This is a genomic window from Pseudonocardia broussonetiae, assembly GCF_013155125.1.
GTDB lineage: Bacteria > Actinomycetota > Actinomycetes > Mycobacteriales > Pseudonocardiaceae > Pseudonocardia > Pseudonocardia broussonetiae.
Window position 1 is genome coordinate 1,608,094 of record NZ_CP053564.1, and the last position, 22,183, is coordinate 1,630,276.

General features: G+C 75.0%; 20 protein-coding genes. 9 read left to right on the top strand and 11 right to left on the bottom strand.

Annotation, left to right across the window (positions count from 1 at the left end; translation table 11 throughout):
• Window positions 1–4 precede the first annotated feature (4 nt).
• The 7 genes from rnpA (at window position 5) to HOP40_RS07990 (ending at window position 5,147) form a co-directional block, all read left to right on the top strand.
• On the top strand, window positions 5–382 hold the full coding sequence (gene rnpA, locus HOP40_RS07960; protein ID WP_205347123.1) for a ribonuclease P protein component: 378 nt from the start codon (window positions 5–7) through the stop codon (window positions 380–382).
• A complete protein-coding gene (yidD, locus tag HOP40_RS07965; RefSeq protein WP_205347124.1) occupies window positions 379–639 on the top strand; it encodes a membrane protein insertion efficiency factor YidD in 261 nt (86 codons plus the stop codon). The genes rnpA and yidD overlap by 4 nt, the downstream gene beginning before the upstream one ends.
• Window positions 633–1,871: a membrane protein insertase YidC gene (gene yidC, locus HOP40_RS07970; RefSeq protein ID WP_172156183.1), complete on the top strand. Its 1,239-nt coding sequence runs from the start codon at window positions 633–635 to the stop codon at window positions 1,869–1,871. Before yidD ends, yidC begins: the two co-directional genes overlap by 7 nt.
• A 97-nt stretch (window positions 1,872–1,968) precedes the next feature.
• Window positions 1,969–2,505 carry a Jag family protein gene (locus HOP40_RS07975; RefSeq protein ID WP_172156185.1) on the top strand — a complete coding sequence of 179 codons (537 nt, stop codon included), beginning with the start codon at window positions 1,969–1,971 and terminating at the stop codon, window positions 2,503–2,505.
• Complete coding sequence (rsmG, locus tag HOP40_RS07980; protein WP_172156187.1) at window positions 2,498–3,175, top strand: 16S rRNA (guanine(527)-N(7))-methyltransferase RsmG; 678 nt, start codon at window positions 2,498–2,500, stop codon at window positions 3,173–3,175. The genes HOP40_RS07975 and rsmG overlap by 8 nt, the downstream gene beginning before the upstream one ends.
• Window positions 3,176–3,200: 25 nt before the next feature.
• On the top strand, window positions 3,201–4,124 hold the full coding sequence (locus tag HOP40_RS07985; protein ID WP_275691343.1) for a ParA family protein: 924 nt from the start codon (window positions 3,201–3,203) through the stop codon (window positions 4,122–4,124).
• A gap of 3 nt (window positions 4,125–4,127) precedes the next feature.
• Window positions 4,128–5,147: a ParB/RepB/Spo0J family partition protein gene (locus HOP40_RS07990; protein ID WP_172156189.1), complete on the top strand. Its 1,020-nt coding sequence runs from the start codon at window positions 4,128–4,130 to the stop codon at window positions 5,145–5,147.
• An 84-nt stretch (window positions 5,148–5,231) separates the two neighbouring features.
• On the opposite strand, the gene HOP40_RS07995 is transcribed toward HOP40_RS07990, so the two are convergent.
• Both HOP40_RS07995 and HOP40_RS08000 read right to left on the bottom strand, forming a co-directional pair.
• Window positions 5,232–6,182, bottom strand: a complete 951-nt coding sequence (locus HOP40_RS07995; RefSeq protein ID WP_172156191.1) for a D-alanine--D-alanine ligase family protein — start codon at window positions 6,180–6,182, stop codon at window positions 5,232–5,234.
• 956 nt (window positions 6,183–7,138) lie between these two features.
• Complete coding sequence (locus HOP40_RS08000) at window positions 7,139–8,464, bottom strand: aminotransferase-like domain-containing protein (protein ID WP_240157576.1); 1,326 nt, start codon at window positions 8,462–8,464, stop codon at window positions 7,139–7,141.
• Between the two features lie 182 nt (window positions 8,465–8,646).
• Between HOP40_RS08000 and HOP40_RS08005 the strand changes: the two genes are divergently transcribed.
• Entirely contained in the window at window positions 8,647–9,291 is a 645-nt protein-coding gene (locus HOP40_RS08005; protein ID WP_172156195.1) for a GNAT family N-acetyltransferase, read from the top strand.
• 90 nt (window positions 9,292–9,381) lie between these two features.
• Here HOP40_RS08005 and HOP40_RS08010 read toward each other — a convergent pair whose 3' ends face one another.
• The 9 genes from HOP40_RS08010 to HOP40_RS08050 all read right to left on the bottom strand — a co-directional run bounded on the left by HOP40_RS08010 (window position 9,382) and on the right by HOP40_RS08050 (window position 20,635).
• Window positions 9,382–10,539: an N-acetylmuramoyl-L-alanine amidase gene (locus tag HOP40_RS08010; protein WP_172156198.1), complete on the bottom strand. Its 1,158-nt coding sequence runs from the start codon at window positions 10,537–10,539 to the stop codon at window positions 9,382–9,384.
• Between the two features lie 164 nt (window positions 10,540–10,703).
• The gene (gene trxA / locus HOP40_RS08015) at window positions 10,704–11,033 is read right to left on the bottom strand and encodes a thioredoxin (protein ID WP_172156201.1); all 330 of its coding nucleotides are present in this window, start codon (window positions 11,031–11,033) and stop codon (window positions 10,704–10,706) included.
• Window positions 11,034–11,069: 36 nt separating this feature from the next.
• A complete protein-coding gene (trxB, locus tag HOP40_RS08020) occupies window positions 11,070–12,068 on the bottom strand; it encodes a thioredoxin-disulfide reductase (RefSeq protein ID WP_172156203.1) in 999 nt (332 codons plus the stop codon).
• 86 nt (window positions 12,069–12,154) lie between these two features.
• A complete protein-coding gene (locus HOP40_RS08025) occupies window positions 12,155–12,757 on the bottom strand; it encodes a hypothetical protein (protein WP_172156205.1) in 603 nt (200 codons plus the stop codon).
• Window positions 12,754–13,299, bottom strand: coding sequence for an RNA polymerase sigma factor SigM (sigM, locus tag HOP40_RS08030; protein ID WP_172156207.1), 546 nt, complete (start codon window positions 13,297–13,299; stop codon window positions 12,754–12,756). Before sigM ends, HOP40_RS08025 begins: the two co-directional genes overlap by 4 nt.
• Window positions 13,300–13,349: 50 nt before the next feature.
• Entirely contained in the window at window positions 13,350–14,978 is a 1,629-nt protein-coding gene (locus tag HOP40_RS08035) for a protein kinase family protein (RefSeq protein WP_172156209.1), read from the bottom strand.
• Between the two features lie 52 nt (window positions 14,979–15,030).
• Window positions 15,031–16,623, bottom strand: a complete 1,593-nt coding sequence (murJ, locus tag HOP40_RS08040) for a murein biosynthesis integral membrane protein MurJ (protein ID WP_172156211.1) — start codon at window positions 16,621–16,623, stop codon at window positions 15,031–15,033.
• Window positions 16,624–17,486: 863 nt separating this feature from the next.
• Window positions 17,487–20,144: a DUF6049 family protein gene (locus HOP40_RS08045; protein ID WP_172156214.1), complete on the bottom strand. Its 2,658-nt coding sequence runs from the start codon at window positions 20,142–20,144 to the stop codon at window positions 17,487–17,489.
• A complete protein-coding gene (locus tag HOP40_RS08050) occupies window positions 20,141–20,635 on the bottom strand; it encodes an NUDIX hydrolase (protein ID WP_172156216.1) in 495 nt (164 codons plus the stop codon). The genes HOP40_RS08045 and HOP40_RS08050 overlap by 4 nt, the downstream gene beginning before the upstream one ends.
• Before the next feature lie 95 nt (window positions 20,636–20,730).
• Between HOP40_RS08050 and HOP40_RS08055 the strand changes: the two genes are divergently transcribed.
• Window positions 20,731–22,161 (top strand): CCA tRNA nucleotidyltransferase, encoded by a 1,431-nt coding sequence (locus HOP40_RS08055; protein WP_172156218.1) that lies wholly within the window; start codon window positions 20,731–20,733, stop codon window positions 22,159–22,161.
• Window positions 22,162–22,183 lie beyond the last annotated feature (22 nt).

A 22,183-nucleotide genomic window follows, 5' to 3' on the forward strand; every position in this document is an offset into this window, starting at 1 on the left:
GCCGGTGCTACCGGCCGCATCCCGTCTGACGAGGGCCGACGAGTTCGCCTCGGTCATCCGTCGTGGACGGCGAAGCGGTCGGCACCGGCTGGTCGTCCACCTGCAGATCGTGGGAGACACCGGGGCCCCGCCGCGCGCGGGGCTCGTCGTGAGCCGTGCCGTGGGAGGTGCCGTCGTGCGCCACCGCGTGTCCCGGCGCCTGCGCCACCTCCTCGTACCCCGGCTGGCCCCGCTGCCCGCCGGGGCCTGCGTCGTGGTGCGGGCCCTGCCCCCGGCGGCCGCGGCCACCTCGGCGGAGCTCGGCTCCGACCTCGACGCGGCGCTGCGCGGTGCGCTGCGCAAGCTCCCGGCGGCCCCGGCGCAGTCCGGCGGTGCGCGGTGACGCCCTCCCGGGCGGCCCGGCCGCTGATCGCCCTGCTGCGCGGCTACCAGACCTACGTCTCCCCCGCGTTCCCCCCCGTGTGCCGCTTCTACCCGACGTGCAGCAGCTACGCCGTCGAGGCGCTGCAGGTGCACGGGGCGCTGCGCGGTTCCTGGCTCACGCTCCGGCGCCTGCTCAAGTGCGCGCCGTGGCACCCTGGCGGTATCGACCTGGTTCCGGCCCGACCGAACCACCACGAGGAGCAAGCGCCGTGCTGAACTTCATCTACTACCCGGTCTCCTTCATCCTGTGGGTCTGGCACAAGGTGTTCGGAGCCGTCCTCGGCGCGGACAACGGCATCGCCTGGGCGCTGTCGGTCGTCTTCCTCGTCTTCACGCTGCGCGCGATCCTGTACAAGCCGTTCGTCAGCCAGGTCCGCTCCATGCGCAAGATGCAGGAGTTCCAGCCGGAGATCGCGAAGCTCCGCAAGAAGTACGGCAACGACCGGCAGAAGCAGGCCGAGGAGATGCAGAAGCTCCAGAAGGAGCACGGCGTCAACCCGCTGGCCGGCTGCCTCCCGGTGCTCGTGCAGGTGCCGGTGTTCATCGGCCTGTTCCAGGTGCTGCGCAACTTCACGCTCTACAACGGCGACGGGTCGCTCCGCACGGAGAACTACTTCTTCGGGCAGGAGGAGGTCAACTCCTTCCTCCGGGCCGACTTCCTCGGCGCGAAGCTCGGCAACTGGCCGCTGCAGGAGTGGAACGCACCGGGGACGCTCGAGGCCGCGGGCACCTCGCTGCTGCAGATGCTCATCGTCATGATCCCGCTGATGATCATGGCGGGCATCTTCACGCACATCACGGCGCGGCACTCGGTGGCCCGCCAGACCGCGGCGCAGGGCGAGAACCCGCAGACCGCGATCATGAACAAGCTGATGCTCTACGTCTTCCCCATCGGCGTCGTCGTCGGTGCGCCCTTCCTGCCGCTCGCGGTGCTCCTCTACTGGGTGTCCAACAACCTGTGGACGCTGGGCCAGCAGTACGTCGTCTACAAGCGGATCGACGTCGAGGAGACGGCGAAGCGCGAGCAGGCCGTCGTCGAGCGCACCGCCCGCGCCCCCAAGCCGGGGCAGAAGCCGGTGCGCCCGGAGACGGCCGCGGTCGAGGCCCCCGAGAAGACGCCCGGGGCCAAGCCCGTCCTGCGCAAGCCGGCCGCGGCGGGCAAGGGCGGAGCCGCGAACGGCAGTGCCAACGGGAGCTCGGCGGGCGGCGCCACCAACGGCAGCGCCACCAACGGCGCCACGAACGGCAGTGCGACGAACGGCAGCGCCACGAGCGGCAGCACGGCCAACGGCAGCAGCACGGCGAACGGCAGCAGCACGGCGAACGGCAGCAGCACGGCGAACGGCAGCACGGCGGGCGGGGGCGGCGCGAGCTCGCCCGGTGCCGCCGCGCGCCGCGCCGGCGGCGGGTCCCGCCCGCCCGCGCGCCGCAACCGCAAGCGCCGCTGACCCACGAACCACCGGTGGCCGCCCGCGTCGGCGGCCGCTGCGGTGGTGCCCGGGACCTTCCGGGCACCACCGGCCCATCTCGGAGAGGAGACGCACCGTGCCCCAGACTGCGCAGGACGGGACGACCCAGGACACCGCGGCCGGCCCGCCGAAGGCGGCGACCACCGCGGAGGACCAGCTCGTCCGCGAGGGCGACATCGCCGGCGACTACCTGGAGCGCCTGCTCGACGTCCTCGACTTCGACGGCGACATCGACCTCGACGTCGAGGCCGGCCGGGCGATCGTCAGCATCGACGGCGGCGAGGACCTCAACAAGCTCGTCGGCGACCGCGGTGCCGTCCTCGAGGCTCTGCAGGAGCTGACCCGCCTGGCGGTGCAGCAGGAGTCGGGCAACCGCAGCCGCCTCATGCTCGACATCGCCGGGTGGCGCCAGGGCCGCCGCGACGAGCTCACCGAGATCGGCACGCGCACGGCGAAGGAGGTCCTGGAGTCGGGCGAGTCGGCCCGCCTCCGGCCGATGACGCCGTTCGAGCGCAAGGTCGTGCACGACGCCGTCGCCCGTGTGAAGGGCGTGTCCAGCGAGAGCGAGGGCGAGGAGCCGCGACGGCAGGTCGTCGTCTTCCGCAATGGCTGACGTCGATCACGTGGTCGACCCGGCGGTCGCCGAGCGCGTGTTCGGCGACCGCCTCCCGCTGGCCCGGCGCTACGCCGAGCACCTCGTCACCACCGGCGTCGAGCGCGGCCTGATCGGGCCCCGCGAGGCGCCGCGCATCTGGGAGCGGCACGTTCTCAACTGCGCGGTCGTCGCGGAACTCCTGCCGGACGGCGCCCGTCTGGTGGACGTGGGTTCGGGAGCCGGGCTCCCCGGGATACCGTTGGTGCTGGCCCGGCCTGATCTCCAGGTCGCGCTCGTCGAACCCCTCGCCCGTCGGGTGGAGTGGCTCGAGGAGGTCGTGGCCGATCTCGGGATCGACGTCCGCGTCGACCGGGGCCGGGCCGAGGAGACCGCCGTGCGGCGGCGATGGGAGGGGGCCGACGTGGTGACCGCCCGTGCCGTCGCGCCGCTGCACCGCCTCGCCGGATGGGCGCTGCCGCTCCTGCGCACCGGAGGGCGGGTCCTCGCCCTGAAGGGCGCCTCGGCCTCCGAGGAGATCGCGCGCGACGCCGTCGCCGTCCGCAAGCTCGGGGGCGGCGATCCGGCGATCGTGCTGTGCGGCACCGGTGCCGTCGACCCGCCCACCACGGTCGTCGTGGTGGAGCGGCTGCGGAGAGCCGGCCGTCCGGCTCGGCGGGAGAGACGATGACAGCCGGAGTCGGCGAGGAGGGTTCGTGCGCTTGACCGAGCAGCATGTTTCACGTGAAACACCTGAGTGGACGCCGATCGCCGAGGAGGCGGAGCGGGCGGCCCGGGTGCTGCACCCCGACCGCCACGGCATGCCGCGCCCGGTGCACCGCCGGGTCATGACGGTCGCCAACCAGAAGGGCGGCGTTGGCAAGACGACGAGCACGGTCAACCTGGCCGCGGCGCTCGCGATGCACGGCGTGCGCGTCCTGGTGATCGACCTCGACCCGCAGGGCAACGCCTCCACCGCGCTCGGCGTCGAGCACCGCCTCGGCACGCCGTCGGTGTACGAGGCGCTGCTCGGCGAGATCCGGCTCGCCGAGGCCGCCGTCACGAGCACCGCGTCGCCCAACCTGCTGTGCGTCCCGGCCACGATCGACCTCGCCGGCGCGGAGATCGAGCTCGTCAGCATGGTCGCGCGGGAGCAGCGGCTGAAGCAGGCGCTGTCCCCCGAGGCGCTCGACGAGCTCGACGTCGACTACGTCCTCATCGACTGCCCGCCCTCGCTCGGTCTGCTCACCGTCAACGCGCTCGTGGCCGCCGACGAGGTGCTCATCCCGATCCAGTGCGAGTACTACGCGCTCGAGGGGCTCGGGCAGCTGCTGAGCAACATCGACCTCGTCCGCGCGCACCTCAACACCGACCTGCACGTCTCGACGATCCTGCTGACGATGTACGACGGCCGCACGAAGCTGGCCGACCAGGTCACCACGGAGGTGCGGACGCACTTCGGGCCGACCGTCCTGCGCACCGTGATCCCGCGCAGCGTCAAGGTCTCCGAGGCGCCGGGGTACAGCCAGACCGTGCTGGCGTACGACCCCGGCTCGCGCGGGGCCATGAGCTACGTCGATGCGGCCCGCGAGATCGCCGAGCGCGGCGCGAGCGGCCGCATCCGGACCGACGGGCGGTAGACCGTGGCCGAGCGGAAGACCCCGGAGCGCAAGGGTGGGCTGGGCCGGGGGTTGGCCGCGCTGATCCCCACGGGCCCGGCGGCTCCGGCCGCCCCCGCCGCGGGAGGCGACACGTCGGTGCGCACCCAGGAGGAGCTCCCGTCCGACCGGCGGGGTGCTGATCCCGAGGACCGGCGCTCGCCGGCGCCGTCGTACGGCGACGACGGGCCCGGCGCCGTCGAGGGTGCGGAGTACCGGGAGATCGCCGTCGCGGCGATCCACCCGAACCCGCAGCAGCCGCGCACGAGCTTCGACGAGGAGGCGCTCACCGAGCTGGAGCACTCGATCCGCGAGTTCGGGTTGCTGCAGCCCGTCGTGGTCCGCGAGGTGTCCACCGGCTCGTACCAGCTCGTCATGGGCGAGCGGCGCTGGCGCGCGACCCAGCGCGCCGGCCTCCAGACCATCCCGGCGATCGTCCGCAGCACCGGCGACGACGTCATGCTCCGCGACGCCCTGCTGGAGAACATCCACCGCGTCCAGCTCAACCCGCTGGAGGAGGCGGCCGCGTACGAGCAGCTGCTCGCGGAGTTCGGCGTCACGCACACCGAGCTGGCCGACCGCCTCGGCCGCAGCCGCCCCGTCGTCACCAACACGATCCGGCTGCTGCGGCTGCCGGTGTCGGTGCAGCGGCGCGTCGCGGCCGGCGTGCTCTCGGCCGGGCACGCCCGCGCACTGCTCGGTCTCGAGGACGCCGGGGCGCAGGAGGAGCTCGCCGCGCGGATCGTCGCCGAGGGGATGTCGGTCCGAGCCACCGAGGAGGCCGTCGTCCTCGCCCGACACGAGACGCCGACCGCGAAGCCGGTGCGCCGCCGTCCGATGCAGGCGCCCGGGCTGCAGGACCTCGCCGAGCGCCTGTCGGACACGTTCGACACGCGGGTGAAGGTCGAGCTGGGTCAGCGCAAGGGGCGCATCGTCGTCGAGTTCGGGTCGGTCGAGGACCTGGAGCGGATCGCGACCCTGATGAACCCGGCCGCCCGCGACTGAACGCCGTCGCGTGTTTCACGTGAAACACCGCCACTCCGTCACCGCCACCGCCCCTGTTCCACGTGGAACAGGGGCGGTCGTGCGTCAGTGACCGCGCTCGACGGCGCGCTCGACGAGCGCGGCGTAGAGGTCGCCGAGCTCGATGCCGGCGGTGGCGGCGGCCGTCGGCAGGAGCGAGGTGTCGGTCAGCCCGGGTGACACGTTCACCTCCAGGATCTGCACCCGACCCTCGGCGTCGACGACCGCGTCCAGGCGCGAGACGTCGCGCAGGTCGAGGAGCGTGTGGGCGGCGATCGCCGCCTCCTCCAACGCGGCGGTGGTGGCGGCGTCGAGGCGGGCCGGGCAGTGGAACGACGTCGCGCCGGGCGTGTAGCGGGCGGTGTAGTCGTAGACGCCGCCCGTGGCGACGACCTCCACCGGCGGCAGCGCCCGCGGCTCCGCGCCGTCGTGCACGACCGACACCGCCACCTCGGTGCCCGCGACGAACCGCTCCGCCAGCACGGTGTCGGCGTAGGCCAGGCAGCTGACCATCGCGGCCGGCAGCTCACCCGCCTCGTGCACCACCTGGGCGCCCAGCGCCGACCCGCCCTGGTCGGGCTTGATCATCAGCGGCAGCCCGAGCCGCTCCACCATCGCGTCCAGCACCGCCTGCGCACCGAACTCGCGGAACGTGCTGTGCGGGAGCGCGACCCAGTCCGGCGTCGTCAGCCCGGCGCGCTGCAGCTCCGCCTTCGCCGTCGGCTTGTCCCAGGCGCGCCGGCACGCCGCGGCCGGGGTGCCGACGAACGGGACGTCGAGCAGGTCGAGCACCGCCTGCACCGACCCGTTCTCCCCCTCACCGCCGTGCAGCGCGATGACGACGGCGTCCGGCCGCTCGGTGCGGATCCGCTGCAGCAGGGTTGCGTCGGCGTCCCACTCGACCACCGACAGCCCCGTCTTCCGCAGGGAGGCCGCCAGCCGGCGTCCGGAGCGCAGGGACACCTCGCGTTCGTGGGACAGCCCACCGGCCAGCACGGCCACCGTTCTCGGAGTCACCGCCGCATTCTGCGCCACCGTGGTGGGAGGCGGTCGGGTCGGGCGGTGCGTGGGTCCCGTCTCCCACCACGGCGACGAGCTCGCGCGGGACGGCGGAGTGGGCGAGGCGCGCACCCGAGTGCGCCGTTCCGGCGCTCGTGAGTGCGAACCGTGGTCCCGGCGACGATCGCCACTCACGAGGTCCGGGTCGGGCAGGGAGGCCTGCGGGTGCGGAACGCGAGGTCGCGTCACGGCTGTAGGAGCGGGGTGTGCCGGGTGGCGTCCTCGGCAACGTGCCCGCGCGTAGTGCATAGGTGGTGTGGTGGCGGCCGCGCACGGCGTGGTGGCCGCGCACAGCGAGTGGGACGTCCGCACGGCGCGGCGAAGTCCTTCCCGCGCGTGCGCGGGTAGACCCGGGGCGTGCGGCTGCCGGCGACTCGTGAGCGGGAACCGCGGTCCCGGCCACGATCGCCGCTCACGAGGTGGTGCGGCTCGTCGAGGGCGACGGCTGCGGGTTGCCGATCGGGTGCGGGGACACGGCGCTCGCTCCCGCGTTCCGCGGGACGAAGGCGGATTCCCGCCGCATCGACAGGCCGCGCCGCTCCCACTGACGCGCGCCGAACAGGCTCCCGCGCGCTCCCGGGGGCGCGCGGGAGCGCGAAACGTGCGCGGCAGACGGGAACGTGCGCGGGAGACAGCCGCCGGTCCCCCGACATGTCCTCCCGCGGGTGATCGCCGGGACCGCGCTGCCACGGTCGTCAGGACGACGCTGGTGACGCGGTTTCGTCGATCACCGGCCGCTCGGCCGCACCTTCTGCCCTTGATCGCCGGGACTGCGCCGCCACGGACGTTGGAACGACGCTGGCGGCGCGATCTCGGCGATCACGGGCGCGTCCGCACCTTCTGCCCTTGATCGTCGGGCCCGCACCGTCGGCGCCCTCCGGATCTGCACCGGCGCGCACCGACGACGACGGCAGCTACGGCGTGTGGGGCGAGGGCGCCTGCGGGCCGTTGCGGGGCTCCGGCGGGGTGGCGGGGAGGCGGGCGGGGGTGCCGAAGGTGCGCATGACGTCCAACTCCGCCTCCAGAACGCCGGCCAGCCGCCGGACCCCCTCGGTGATCCGCTCGGGCGTCGGGTAGCAGTACGACAGGCGGAGCTGGCGGCTGCCGAAGCCGTCGGCGTAGAAGCCGGTGCCCGAGGCGTAGGCGACGCGGGCGGTGACGGCGCGCGGCAGCATCGCCTTCGTGTCGACGCCCTCGGGCACGGTCAGCCACACGTAGAAGCCGCCGTCGGGGATGTTCCACGTGCAACCCTCGGGGAGGTAGGTCTCCAGGGCGCGGAGCATCGCGTCGCGGCGGTCGCGGTAGGCCTCGGTGTAGGTCTTCACCTGGCTGCGCCAGTCGTGCGCGGCGAGGTAGCGCGAGACCAGCATCTGGTTGAACGACGGCGGGCAGAGCGTGGCCGACTCGGCGGCGAGGACCAGGCGGTCGCGCACCGCGGGCGGCACCAGCGCCCAGCCGACGCGCAGGCCGGAGGCGAACGTCTTGGAGAACGAGCCGAGGTACACGACGTCGCGGTCCATCGACCGCAGCGCCGGGTAGATGGTGCCGCTGAAGCCCAGCAGGCCGTACGGGTTGTCCTCGACGACGGCGACGCCGTACTCCGCGCAGATCGCGAGGACCTCGCTGCGGCGCTCCACGGCGAGCGTGACGCCGGCGGGGTTGTGGAAGTTCGGGATCGTGTAGAGGAACTTGGGCGTGATCCCCTGCCCGGCGAGGGAGTGCAGGGCCGAGCGCAGCAGCGAGGGCACGAGCCCGTGCTCGTCCATCTGCACGTGGACGACGCGCGCCTGGTACGCCGCGAAGCTGCCCAGCGCGCCGACGTAGGACGGCCCCTCGGCGATGACGACGTCGCCCGGGTCGCAGTAGATGCGCGTGACGAGGTCGAGCGCCATCTGCGAGCCGACGGTGACCACGACGTCGTCGGGGTCGGCGCGGATCCCCTCGAGCGCCATCACCTCGCAGATCTGCTCGCGCAGCTCGGGGCGGCCCTGCGCCGACCCGTACTGCAGGGCCACCTGGCCCTCGCGCTGCACGAGGTCGGCGACCTCGACGGCGAGCGCGTCGAGCGGCAGCGCCGCGATGTTCGGCATCCCGCCGGCGAGCGAGACGACCTCCGGCCGGCTGGCGACGGCGAACAGCGCGCGGATCTCCGAGGCGGTCATGCCGGCGGTACGTGCTGCGAACCGCTCCGCCGGGGCCGCCGCGGACGGTCGGTGGGGCTGGGGCAGCGCGTCGGACACGGTTCCTCCCGGAGGTAGAGATCCGATCGAGTGTAACCAGGTGGGGTGACCCACAGCCCTTCGTCGTGGGTGAGGCACCGGTCGCAGCACACGGGGTACCGTCCTGAGCTGTATCGATCTATCGTCGGGACGGTCGACGCGTCGGGCGGCGACGCACGGGGAGCTCGCCGCCGGAGGTTGTTGTGTCCTGGCACGTCGCTCCGATCACTCTGGACAATCTGGACGATCTGCCCAAGCGGTGTCGTCGCTGCGTGTTCTGGGAGCTGTCGGAGACACTCGGCAAGCAGGCCGTCGAGTTCGGCTCGGTGGAGCTGGAGAAGGAGGCCTGGGTCTCCGAGGTCCTGCTGGAGTGGGGCTCGTGCGGGCGGATCGTCCACGTCGACGGCGCCCCCGCGGGGTACGTCATCTACGCCCCGCCGTCGGCTTCCCCCCGCGCCGCCGAGATGCCCACCGGCCCGGTCAGCGCCGACGCCGTGCTGATCACCACGATGCAGGTGATGCCCGAGTTCGCCGGCGAGGGTCTGGGCCGGATGCTCGCGCAGGCGGTCGTCCGCGACCTCACCCGCCGTGGCGTCAAGGCCGTCGAGGTCTTCGGCGAGGCACGCCCCGGCACCGAGCCCGGGTGCATGATCCCGGTCGACTTCCTGCGCAGCGTCGGCTTCAAGACCGTCCGCCCGCACCCGCGCTGGCCGCGGCTGCGCATGGAGCTGCGCTCGGCGATGACGTGGAAGGAAGACGTCGAGGCCGCGCTGGAGCAGCTGCTCGGGTCGATCACGATCCCGATGCAGGCACCGGCTCCGCGTGATTTGGTACCCACCCACTCCTGATCACCCGGCAGCGACGATCTCAGGGCGCCCTGAGAACGCCGCTGGAGCCCGTTCCCGGGTCACCGCAGGTGAGGGGCCCGGGACGACCTTTCAGATCGCCTGCGCCCCGCCCCGCTCCAGTTCGCGCGCCAGCACGTCGGAGAAGGTGAAGGTCCCGGTCGGCTGGTCGTTCTGGCCGAGCAGGTAGAGGCGCTTGACGCCCACGAGGACGCCCTCGGCCACGACGTCGCGGAAGTTCGGGTCGAGCAGGTTGCGCCGGTCGCCGAGGTGCGTCAGGTAGCCGACCTCGATGCGGACGGTCGGCATGCGCGTCAGCCGCAGCAGCTCCCAGGTGCGGCCCTGCGTGCCGCAGTCGGTCATCGCGGTGCGCGTGAGCAGCTCGCGCTGGATGAGCCCGGCGAGCGCCTCCCCCACGGTCGACGTGGAGCCCGAGCCGTTGCCGAAGTGGAACGTCGCCAGACCGTTGGCGTGCATGCTGGGGTTGGCGTCGGTGTGCAGCGAGAGCACGAGGTCGGCGCCGGCGTTGTTGGCGAACGCGGCCCGCTCCGTGTCGCTGGGGCAGGTGTCCTCGCGCCGCGACAGCATGGCCTCCATGCCGGTGGCGGTCATGCGGCCGACGAGGCGGCGCCCGAGGTCCCACATCAGGTCGGCCTCGGTGGCGCCGGCGACGGAGACGCCGCGGTCGAGCCCGCCGTGCCCCGGGTCGACGACGATCCGCTTGCCGCGCAGCCGCGGCCCGGCCTCGCGCAGCAGCTCCTGCTCGCGCAGCAGGTGCGGGCGGCCGCCGGTGACCTTGCGGCCCAGCTGCTTGAGCGAGCGCAGCGTGGCGGGGCCGCAGACGCCGTCGGGGACGAGGCCGTACTCCCGCTGGAACGCCTTCAGAGCCTTCTCGGTGCGCTCGTCGAACACCCCGCCGGGACGGCCCGGGTCGAACCCGAGCTCGAGGAGGCGCTCCTGGAGCGTGGTGACGTCGTCGCCGCTCATCGGGGCGGCGATCATGTGCGCGAGCATCCGGTCGCCCAGGCTCCAGCCCGCCTCGCGCAGCGCGCGGTAGGTGGCCGGGCCGACGATCCCGTCGGTGATGAGGCCCCGGCCCTGCTGGAACGCCCGGACCGCCTGCTCCACATGGACGTCGAAGTGCTCGTCCGGAAAACCGGGCAGGGGCCCCGCGAGCAGACCGAACTGCCGCAGCGTGGCGCGGACCTCGACCACGGCCCGACCGGTGTCACCTCGGCGCAACAGCTGCATGCACCCCTCGCTCGATGTCGCGGTCACCACCCGGCTACGGGCGGTCCGGGGAGACATTGTGCCCTGCCGGCACCCGGAAGGGGGACAGCGGTCGGTTCCCCGGCGTGTTCGAGTCGTGATAAGAGCGTGCCCCGCTCCGTGCGGAGCGGGGCACGCGGGGGGCATCAGCCCAGGTAGTCGGCCAGGTCCTTCAGCAGCGCGGCCTTGGGCTTGGCGCCGACGATCTGCTTGACCGGCTTGCCGTCCTGGAACACGATCATGGTCGGGATCGACATGACCTGGAACGTGCGGGCGGTCTCCGGGTTGGCGTCGATGTCGAGCTTCGCGACGGTGAGCTTGTCCTTGTTCTCACCGGCGATCTCGTCGAGCACGGGGGCGACCATCTTGCACGGACCGCACCACGTGGCCCAGAAGTCGACGACGACGGTCTTGCCGCTCTTGAGGACGTCGGCGTCGAAGGTGTCGTCGGTGACGTCGACGGTGTTGTTGCCCATTTCTGTTCTCCCTCTGGGTGGATCGGTCGGACGGTCTCAGCCGGTGACGGCGGCGACCTGCTCGGACGCCTGGCCGTAGCCACCGCCCGCCATCTCGGTGGTGACGGTTCCCTCGGCGAGCCAGCGCTCGGCGTCGATCGCCGCGGAACAGCCGGAACCGGCCGCCGTGATGGCCTGCCGGTAGGTGTGGTCGACGAGGTCGCCGCAGGCGAACACGCCGGGGATGGCCGTGGCCGTGCTCGGGGACGCGACCTTGACGTAGCCGGCGTCGTCGAGCTCGAGCTGGCCCTTCACGAGGTCGCTGCGCGGGTCGTGGCCGATGGCGACGAACATCGCCGTGGCCGGGATCGTGCGCTCGTCGCCGGTGACGGTGTCGCGCAGGCGCAGGCCGGACACGCTGCCCTCGCCCTCGACGCCCACGACCTCGGAGTTCAGCGCCCAGCGCATCTTCGGGTCGTTCTGCGCGCGCTCGAGCATGATCCTCGAGGCGCGGAAGGTCTCGCGGCGGTGCACGATCGTCACCGACTTCGCGAAGCGGGTGAGGAACGTGGCCTCCTCCATGGCGGAGTCGCCGCCGCCGACCACGGCGATGTCGTGGTCGCGGAAGAAGAAGCCGTCACAGGTGGCGCACGAGCTGACGCCGCGGCCGAGCAGCTCCTGCTCACCGGGTACGTCCAGGTAGCGGGCGGCGGCGCCCATCGCCAGGATGACGGCGCGGGCGGAGTAGGTGACGCCGTTGGCGACCACGGTCTTGACCGGGCCCTCGAGCGACACCTCCTCGACGTCCTCGGCGCGCAGGTCGGCGCCGAACCGCGTGGCCTGGCCGCGCATCTGCTCCATGAGCTCGGGACCCATGATGCCGTCGGTGAAGCCGGGGTAGTTCTCCACCTCGGTGGTGGTCATCAGGGCGCCGCCGAACTGCGTGCCCTCGAAGACCAACGGCGCCAGCTGTGCGCGCGCGGCGTACACCGCGGCCGTGTAGCCGGCCGGCCCGGAGCCGATGATGATCAGCTCGTGCACCTCGTCGGTGGTCACTGCAACCCCGTCCTCTCAGCTGTACGGCGGTACATCGCCTCCAACACGATCCCAGGGGTGGACATTCCACGCCGGACCGGGCCTGGTCAGCCGACGACGGCGTCGTCCAGCACGGTGCAGGACGGGGTGACGACCAGCACGCGGATGCGGCCGAGCTGCCCGGTCGGGAGCACCAGGAGCACGGCGTCGACCCCGTCGAGGCGCACCCGCCGCCCGCCGAGCACCGCGGCGCCGGGACGGCCGGCGGCGTCCAGGCAGGCGGCGCGCCGGGCGGGGTCGGCGAGCGGGCCGAGGTCGGTGAGCCCGACCGTCGAGCGGGCGACGGCGGCGAGCTCGACCCGCGTGACGTCGGCGGGCGCCCCCGGACCGGCCACCCCGGACACGGCCCCGCCCGCCAGGGCGACGACGACGGCCGCGGCCGCGGCGAGCAGCCCCCGGCGCGGAGCCCTCGCGCGCGGCGCGGGAGGAGCCACCCAGGGCTGCGCCAGCCCCGGCGGCAGCGGCGGGGGCCGGAGCGCGGCGAGGTCGGCCCGCGTGGCCGCGAGCGCGTCGAGGACGGCGGCGGAACGCGGATCGGCGCGCGCGGTGTCGCGGACGGCGCCCGCCCGGACCGGGTCCAGCAGGCCGGCGTCGAGGTCGGCCAGCAGCTCGACGTCGGGAGCCCCGGCGTCGGGGGTGTCGTCGCTCACGCCCCCTCCCGCAGGTGTCCGAGGAGCCGGGCGAGCCGCGTGCGCCCGCGCGCGCAGCGGCTCTTCACCGTGCCGACGGGCACGGCGAGGATCTGCGCGGTCTCGGCCACGGAGAAACCCTGCACGTCGACGAGCACGACCGCCAGCCGCTGCTCGGTGGGCAGCTCCGCCAGCGCGTCCTCGACGGCCAGGCGCGTGGCGAGGTCGTTGGCCGTGTCGCCGCGGCGCGCCGGCACGTCGTGGGCGGGCCAGGGCACCGTGCGGCGGACCGACTCGCGCCGGATCCGGTCGATGCAGGCGTTGACGAGGATGCGGTTGAGCCAGGTGCGGACCGAGGACTCGCCGCGGAACCGGTGCGCGTTGCGGTGCGCCGACAGCAGCGCCTCCTGCACGACGTCGGCGGCGTCGTCCCGGTGGGACAGCGTCTGCACCGCGATCCCCCACATCCGCTCGGTGTGCCGCCCCACCAGCTCGGCGAACGCGGCCCGGTCGCCGTCGAGGTGCGCGGCGAGGAGCTCCGCGTCGCTCCGGGCGCTGGTCACGGGCGGAGGCTAGGTCGCCGACACCGCCCCCCGTGGCCGAACGGGGGAACTCAGCCCGCCCGGCGGAACTCCACCTCGCCGAGCTCGGAGGAGAAGCCGCCGTCGGCGGGCGCCAGCTCGGTGATCCACAGCAGGACGTGCTCGACGGGCTGGCTGCCGTCGAGCGGGACGACGGTGGTGCCGCGCTCGAGCGTCGCCTCGGTCATCAGCTCGGTGTCGTCGACGGACGCGTCGGCCGAGGGGGCCGAGCGCACCTCGACGCGGGTGCCGGGGCTGCCCGAGCTGATCGAGAGCTCGGCGAGCTGCACGGCGGAGGCGAACGACGCCATCACCCCGACGCCGGGCTTCAGCGCCGGGAACTGCTGGCGGTAGGTGACGGTGCCCCAGGTGCTGGACGGGTCGCCGTCGATGAGCCGGGTGACGCGGTTGGCGTTGTCGCGGTCGCCCACGTCGTCGACGACCTCGACGGCCGCCACCCGCACCGGCCCGGTGGCCGGGGCCGCGCCGTCGGCGGGCGGCGCGGGCTCGGAGCCGCCCGCGTTCGGGCCGACGACGATCGTGGGCGTGGACGGGTCGGAGAACAGCGACGTGACCTGCACCGCGACGTACCCGAGCACGAGCAGCACGGCCGCGGCGAGCGTCGCCAGCCCGGTGAGCAGGCGCTTGCGGCGGACCGGGTCGGCGGGGGTGGCGGGACGGCCGCGGTCCTGCCAGACGTCGTCGGGGTCGGACGGCGCGCCGTCGTGTGCGGGAGGGAACAGCGCGTTGCGGTCGTCCTCGGCCACGACGTCGGTGAGCAGCCGGTGCACGGCCGCCGCGGTGCGCACGTGACCGGGCGCGTTCTCGGGGCCGAGCGTGCCGCGCGCGAGGGCGTCGAGCTCCACGGGGACGCCGGGACGCACCGACGACGGCGGCTCGAGCGCTCCCCCGGGCGTGCGCTCGGCGGCGGTCAGCCCGGCGCGCGCGGCGTCGGCGCCCGACAGCGGCCAGCGCGCGGTGAGCATGGTGAACAGCACGGCGCCGAGGCCGCGCACGTCGTCGGCGGGGCGCAGGTCGGGGCGGGGCAGGGCGAAGCACATGCGGGCGCGGCCGTCGGGGGTGATCCGGACGCGCTGCGGGTGGTCGCAGCCGAGCACGAACCCGTGCCGGTGGGCCTCCTCGGCGGCGGCCGCGAGCGGCGCCAGCGCGCGGGCGGCGGCCAGCGGGCGCAGCATCCCCTCGGAGACGACCTCGGCCAGGCTGCGGCCGTTGACCCACTCCGTGACGGCCGCGCCGAGCACGTCGCCGGGCAGGCCGGGCGCACCGGGCGCCAGGACGTCGAGCAGGCGGGCGCAGCCGGGGTGCTCGAACGACCCCGACCGCAGCGCGCGCACGATCATCTCGCCCGCGCGGGTGGCGCCCGTCGGGTCCTCGTCGCCGCCGATGGCGCCGTGCTCGGGCGCGAGGGCCCGGAGCAGGGTGACGGCGACGTCGCGGCGGAGCACGGTGTCCTCGGACCGCCAGAACTCCGCACCTGCGGCCAGATCGGACCCGACACGGGTGCGGAGGCGGTAGCGACCGGCGAGCAGGGCACCGGGACCGACGGCCGGCGTGACCTCGCGGTCGGCCGGACCGGGCTGCACGGGCACCAGACCGGGTGGTTCCGTGGGCGCGGACGGGCGGCTCGCGAGCTCGCTCACCCCGTACCTCCCCGGACCATGATCGGCCGTTCTGCCCGTGCGACAGCCTACGTCAGGAGCCGCTCCTGCGACGAGGCGTGGCGCGCGTGGCGAGCCGCGAGATCCGGTCCACGACCGTGTCGACCTCGCGGACCTTCAGCAGCCGCATCGCCGCCAGGATCGCCGGCCCGGCGACGACCAGCGCGACGACCAGCGACGTCCACGCCGTGGCCGGTGCGGGCCACCCGTCCGGCAGCGGCAGGAGCGTCACGACGCCCAAGGCGACGAGGGTGCCCAGGAGCGACGCGACCGTGACCGACGCCATGGTGCCGAGCACCTCGAGCGTCGGCAGACGGCCCAGCCTGCGGCGCAGCAGCACCTGCCCGAGCACCGCCCCGAACACGAACGACAGGCTGTTGGCCGCCGACAGCCCCAGCACGACCTGCTCCGGGGGCAGGAGCGCGCCGGCCAGCAGCAGCATCGGGATCTTCACCCCGACGGTGAACAGCTGCACGAGCGTCGGCGTCCGGCTGTCGGCCAGGGCGTAGAACACGCGCAGCTGGAGCATGGTGATGGCGTAGGGCAGCAGGCCGAACGCGGAGACGGCCAGTGCGCTGCCGAGCACCTGCGCGCCGGGCACGTTGTCGGCGTCCCAGGCGAAGAGGGCGAGCGCGATCGGCGTGCCGAAGACGGTGATCAGGGCCGAGATCGGCAGCAGGAAGACCGCGGAGAGCCGGCTGCCCAGTGCCAGGTCGGCGACGACGTCCTCGGTGCGGCCCTCGGCGGCGGCGCGGCTCATCCGCGGCATCAGCGCGGTGAGCATCGAGACGCCGAGGATGCCGTAGGGGACCTGCAGCAGCAGCCACGCGTTCGTGTACGTCGCCGGGCCGCCCGCCGAGGCCGCGATCGCCACGTTCGTCGTCACGATGAGCCCGGCCTGCCCGATCAGCACGTACCCGATCACCCACAGGGCGAGGCCGCCGGTCTCGGTGAGCCGCCGGTCCCAGCCCCAGGTGGGCCGGAAGCGGAACCCGAGGCGACGGATCGCGGGCACGAGCACGACGGCCTGCACCACGATGCCCAGCGTCGTGCCGATGCCCAGGACGAGCAGCTTGGGCTCACCCATCCGGACCGGGTCGACGCTGATCTCGCCGGGCAGGAGCACGAACACGCCGAGCACCACGAGCACGACGACGTTGTTGAGCACCGGCGCCCAGGCGAACGGCCCGAACACGCCGCGGCTGTTGAGGATCGCCCCGAGCAGGGCGCCGAGGCCGTAGAAGAAGATCTGGGGCAGCAGCAGGTAGGCGAACGCCGTGGTCAGCGGCGCCGCGGCGGCGTCGGACGCGGAGCCCACGTACACCGACGTGATCAGCGGCGCGGCGGCCATCGCGGCGAGGGTGGCGAGCAGCAGCGCCGTGCCGGCGAGGGTCAGCAGGCGGCGGGTGTAGGTCTCCCCGCCGTCGGGGTCCTCGGTCTGCGCCCGGACCAGCAGCGGGATGAGCACGCTGGACAGGACGCCGCCGATGAGCAGCTCGAAGATGATGTTGGGCAGGGTGTTCGCGATCGTGTACGAGCTGTTGACGAGCCCGAGCCCGAGCACCCCGACGAGCACGATCTGGCGCAGGAAGCCGGTCACGCGCGAGACGAGGCTCGCGACGGCCATCAGGCTGCTCGACCGGCCCAGCGACGGCTCCGGCTCGGCGTCGGAGATCGGCGCGAAGATCTGCGTGATCTCGTCCGACGTCGGCGGGGGCGCGTAGCGCGGCCGGATCGTGGTGGTGGGCGGGTCGGTCGGCGGACCGCCGCCGGGGCGGCGCGAGGCGGCCCACGGCGGCGGGACGGCGGGCAGGCCGGGGGGCGGACCGGCCGGGCGGCCCTGTCCACGCGGATCGAGACCGGGGCCGCGGGGGTCGGGCCCGGGGCGGCGCGCCGGCGGGCCGTCGGGGAAGCGCGGCGGGCCGGGACGGCGCGGGTCACCGTGCGGGCCACCCGTGCCGGGCGGCGGTCCGGGGGGCCGGAGCGGTGCTCCGGGGCGGGGCGGTCCCTGACCGGGGCGGCCGGGGCCGGGGTGGTGCGGGGCGCCGGACGGTCCGGCATGGCCGGGCCGGCCCGGCGGGAAGGGGGGACGGGCGGGCGGCGGCCCGGCGGGGGGCGGGCCGCCGGGGCGTCCGACCTGCGGGTGCCGGCCTTGCGGGTGCGGACCGGGCTGTGCTGGACCGGGTTGTCCCGGACCGGGCTGGCCCGGGACCGGCTGCCCGGGGTGCGCGGGAGGTCCGGCCGGCGGGCCGGGGCGGCGCTCACCCGGCGCGGAGGGCGCGGGGGCACCCGGCGGCGGCCCGGGGCGTCCGGAGGGCGGCGGGCCGGGGCGCCCGGCCCCACCGGCATCGTGCGGGCCGTCGTGCGCGGACGGCCGCGGACCCCGGGCCGGGGGGCCGGGGGCGGGCGCGTCGGGACCCTCGGACCGGGGGTCCGCGAGGTCGGGGTGCCGGGAGTCGGGGTGCGCGTCCCCGCCCGGGCCGCGGGGCTCTACGGGGACCCCGGCGGACGGACCGGCGGGCGGCCGGGCTGCGGGTGGGCGGCCTGCGGGGGGCCTGCCTGCTGGGGGCCGGCCTGCGGGTGGGCGGGCTGCGCCGGGTCCGGGTGGTCCGGGAGGGGGCGGTCGGTGAGCGGGCGGGTGGGGAGGCGGCCCCGGTCGGGCGGGACCGGGAACCGCCCCGGGACGTCCGGACGCCGGGCCGGCGACCCGGCGGACGGACCGGTCGGGGCGGACTGCCCGGGTCGGCTCGGGCCAGTGCGCGGGCCAGCCGGGATCGGTCCGTTCGAGGGGCCCGGGACGGTCGCCGGGACCGGGCTCGTCCGACCGTCGGGCGTCATCAGGTCCTCCGGTGCCGCCAGCTTCGGCGGGTCGGTCACCCTCGGGGTCTCCGCGGTGTGCGGCAGCGTCTCCGGGGACCCCGGCCGCGCCGGGCTCCCCGGGCCCCGGGTCGGCTCGCTCCGGATCCGACGCAGGATCCGGCGTCCCGCCAGCACCACGAGCAGCACCCCCGCGGTCCCCGTCAGCCACAGGGTGATGGTGCCGTAGGCGGTCGAGCGGACCTGCAGCCGGCTGGGTGAACCGAGCAGCCCGCCGTCGACCGTGCGCACCGAGGCGTCGACGGTGAACACGCCCGACCGCTGCACCTCCGCGCTGGCCTGGATCTGCCGGCGCCCGAACGGGGGGACCTCGACGACCGGGATCGGCGCCACCTGCAGCCCCGACGTGCTGGACACCTCGACGCGGACCCGGACCGTGACGGGCAGCCCGTTGGCGACGGTCAGCAGCAGCGGGGAGGTCGACGTGCCGAGTGAGAACGGACTCGGCGGCTCCAGCACGGAGATGGACCCGCGCAGGTCGGAGACGCGCCGGGCCAGCGCGGCGGCCGAGGCGGAGGCGAGCTCCGGGCTGCCGCGCCAGGCCGCCGACGCCGGGCGCACCGCGCCGAGCAGCAGCGGGACGAACACGTCGTCGACGTCGACGCCGAGCTCGTCGTCGACGACGGAGGAGTCGAGGTCGCCGATGTCGTCGAGCACCGGCTCGATCCCGGCGACCGCGCTCGGCGAGACCTCGCGGGCGCCGGCGTCGAGCGGGTAGTCCAGGGCGCGCTCGGTGGTGTCGGTGGGGGTGGCGGCCGCGGCCGCGAGGGCGCGCGGGGTGAGCAGGACGTCGTCGACGAGGGCGCCGAGCCCCTCCAGCAGGGCCCGCCCGGCCACCCCGTCGGCGTCCCAGCGGTGCGGCGGGGCGATCACCAGCGGGCCCCCGGTCGGCGGGTCCTCCACGGCCCGGAACACGACCGCGCCGAGCACGTCCTGCCCGGCGAGCGGCCCGGTGGCCGGCGTCGCGGCGGCCGCCCCGCCGCGCCCGGTGGGGACGGCGACCGTCGTCGTGGGGGTGCCGGCGGCCAGGGTGACCAGCGGGTCCGTGACGACGGCGGTGGTGGCGGGCCCGGTCGAGGCGACCCGCACGGTGCCCGCGGGTTCGGCGTCCGACGGCAGCTGGAGCCCGTCGGCCGAGAGGACCAGCGAGCGCACCCCGCCCTCGACGAGCGCGGCCAGCCCCGCCTCGTCGACGACGCCGTCGGCGGGCCAGGCGGTGCCGGCCTGCACCGGGGTGCCGAGCAGGTCGGCGACGAGCCCGCGCCCGGCGGTGATCGCGCCGACCGCGGTGCTCGCGAGGTCGGCCCGGGTCAGCGCGACGACGTCGGCGTCGGCGAAGGGCAGCGCGATGACGCACATCCCGCGGGCGGCGTCGGCGAACGCGGCGAGCCAGGCGCCCGCGGCCTCCGCGCCCCGGCCGGGCGAGAGCGCGCCGTCGCGGCCCACGACCGTGTAGCCGGCGCTCATCTGCTGCGCGGTCTGCAGCAGGTCGGCGTCGGCGACCACGCAGGTGGCGGCGCGCACCGGCGACCCGGCGGGCGCGGCCTCCGCGAGCGCGCCCACCAGTCCGGCGAGCCGGCCGCCGGGGGCGAAGGAGTCGGCGAGCACGTCGTCGGTGAGCAGCACGGGCTCCCCGGGCACGGTCGGGAGGCGGCGCGGGACGTCGACGACGGGGTAGAGCAGCGAGAACGGCGTGGCGGCCGCGGGCGCGTCGGCGACGACCAGCTCGCCGGTGCCGTCGTCGGGCAGGCCCAGGACGGGCAGCAGCATCCGCACGGCGGCCAGGCGGGCGCGGTCGCCGTCGCCGGGCACGCCGTTGACGTTGACCAGCAGCTCGTAGACGCCGGTCTCCGACAGCGCGAGCGTGGTCTCCGGCGCGCCGCGCAGCGGCACCGTCAGCCGCACCGGCACGCGCTCCCCCACCCCGAGCGCGTCCGGGAGCTCCTGGAACTCGGGGGCGATGGCGTCGGTCGGCGCGCCGCCCTCGAGCGCGTCGCGCACCTCGCCCTCGGTGGTGAGCGGGCGGCCGCGCTGCAGGCGGATCCCGATGTCGCTGACGGCCTCGTCGCCGGTGTTGGTGAGCGTGCCGGTCACGGTGAGCACGGTCGGGCCGCCCGCCGTGACGACGCGCGGCGCCAGGTCGTCGAGGGCCAGGGTGAGGGCGCCGGGCGGTGCCGGGGCAGGCTGACGGGGTGCCGCGAGCGCCGCGCCCGTGAGCGGGCCGACGAGCAGCACGACGAGGATCGCGACCAGGGCCGCGACCGGCTTCACGCCGAATCCTCCAGGAGTTCGGTGGCCCGCCGGATCAGCCGCCGTTCGTCGGCGTAGGCGAGCCGCGACTCGAGCTCGTGCAGCGGCACCCATGCCACCTCGGAGACCTCGACGTCGGAGTCGGACAGTTCGCCGCCCAGGGCGCGCATGAGGAAGTGGTGCACGGTCTTGTGCACGCGCCGGTCCTCGGCGACGAACCAGAAGTCGATCGTGCCCAGGGGTGCGACCACGGAGCCGATGATGCCGGTCTCCTCCTCGACCTCGCGCACCGCCGCCTGCTCCGCGGTCTCGCCCGCCTCGATGTGGCCCTTGGGCAGGGACCAGAGGAGGCGGCCGCGGCGGTCGAGCCTGCCGATCACGGCGGCGGTGCCGGAGGCGTGGTCGACGACGAGCCCGCCGGCCGACGTCTCGTCGACCGTGCGGAGACGACGTCTTCGGTCCGGTGAGCCACCCGCGCGGCGCCCACCCGAGCGACCGCGGGATGTGGACATGTGGCGATGGTAACGAGCCGGTCGCGCAGGCACCGGGGGCGCGCGGGCCGGTATCCCGACGGGTGTCCGGGCACGAGCACCTAGACTGACCTGTCGTGCCTCCCACCGACCTCCTCCGCGCGCAGCACAATGCGCTCGTGGACCTCGTGCCGATCCCGCCGGTGGCCGACGAGCTCGCCGCGCGGTTCGCCGCGGCGGGGCACCGGCTGTACCTGGTCGGCGGCAGCGTCCGCGACGCCCTGCTGGGCCGCCCCGTCAACGATCTCGACTTCACGACCGACGCCCGTCCCGAGGCCGTGCTCGCCGCCCTCGCCGGCTGGGCCGACGCCGTGTGGGACACCGGGATCGCCTTCGGCACGGTCGGCGCGCGCCGGCACGGCGCCACCGTCGAGATCACGACGTTCCGCGCCGACGTCTACGACGGCGTCACGCGCAACCCGGTGGTCGCGTTCGGCGACACGATCGAGGACGACCTGGTCCGGCGCGACTTCTCCGTCAACGCCATGGCCGTCGAGCTGACCGGCACGCGCACGTTCGTCGACCCGCACGGCGGGCTCGCCGCCCTGCACGCCGGCGTGCTGGACACCCCGGCGACGCCCGAGGAGTCGTTCTCCGACGACCCGCTGCGGATGCTGCGCGCCGCCCGCTTCGTCTCCCAGCTCGGGCTGGCGCCGGCGCCGCGCGTGGTGGCGGCGATGACGGCGATGGCGGGCCAGCTGTCGCGGATCACCGCGGAGCGGGTCCAGGCCGAGCTGTCGAAGTTGCTGCTCGGGGCGCACCCGCGGCGGGCGATCGAGCTGCTCGTCGACACCGAGCTGGCCGAGGTCGTGCTGCCCGAGGTGCCCGCGATGCGCCTGGCCGTCGACGAGCACATGCAGCACAAGGACGTCTACGTCCACTCGCTCGTGGTGCTGGAGCAGGCGATCGACCGGGAGACCGACGGCCCCGACCTCGTCCTGCGCCTCGCCGCGCTGCTGCACGACATCGGCAAGCCCGCGACGCGGCGCAAGGAGTCCGACGGGCGGGTCAGCTTCCACCACCACGAGGTCGTCGGGGCGAAGATGACGCGCCGGCGGCTGCGGGAGCTGCGCTACCCGAAGTCGGTCGTCGACGACGTCGCGCAGCTGGTGTTCCTGCACCTGCGCTTCCACGGCTACGGCAACGGCGCGTGGACCGACTCCGCGGTGCGCCGCTACGTCACCGACGCCGGGCCGCTGCTCGAGCGCCTGCACCGGCTGGTCCGCAGCGACTGCACCACCCGCAACCGCCGCCGCGCCGCCGCCCTGCAGCGCAGCTACGACGGGCTGGAGGAGCGGATCGCGGCCCTGCGCGAGCAGGAGGAGCTCGACGCGATCCGCCCCGACCTCGACGGCAACGCGATCATGGAGATCCTCGGGATCCCCGCGGGCCCGCTCGTCGGGAAGGCCTACAAGCACCTGCTGGCCGTGCGGATGGAGCGGGGGCCGCTCGGTCGCGAGGAGGCCGAGGCGGAGCTGCGGCGGTGGGCGGCCGAACAGACCCCGTGAGCGGATACGAGTGCCGGAGCAC

What these genes read in the sequence shown, in the direction of transcription:
- HOP40_RS08050 (WP_172156216.1), bottom strand. Translation starts at nt 20,635, where the DNA reads ATGTCCACATCCCGCGGTCGCTCGGGTGGGCGCCGCGCGGGTGGCTCA.
- murJ (WP_172156211.1), bottom strand. Translation starts at nt 16,623, where the DNA reads ATGGCCGTCGCGAGCCTCGTCTCGCGCGTGACCGGCTTCCTGCGCCAG.
- HOP40_RS08010 (WP_172156198.1), bottom strand. Translation starts at nt 10,539, where the DNA reads ATGCAGCTGTTGCGCCGAGGTGACACCGGTCGGGCCGTGGTCGAGGTC.
- rsmG (WP_172156187.1), top strand. Translation starts at nt 2,498, where the DNA reads ATGGCTGACGTCGATCACGTGGTCGACCCGGCGGTCGCCGAGCGCGTG.
- trxA (WP_172156201.1), bottom strand. Translation starts at nt 11,033, where the DNA reads ATGGGCAACAACACCGTCGACGTCACCGACGACACCTTCGACGCCGAC.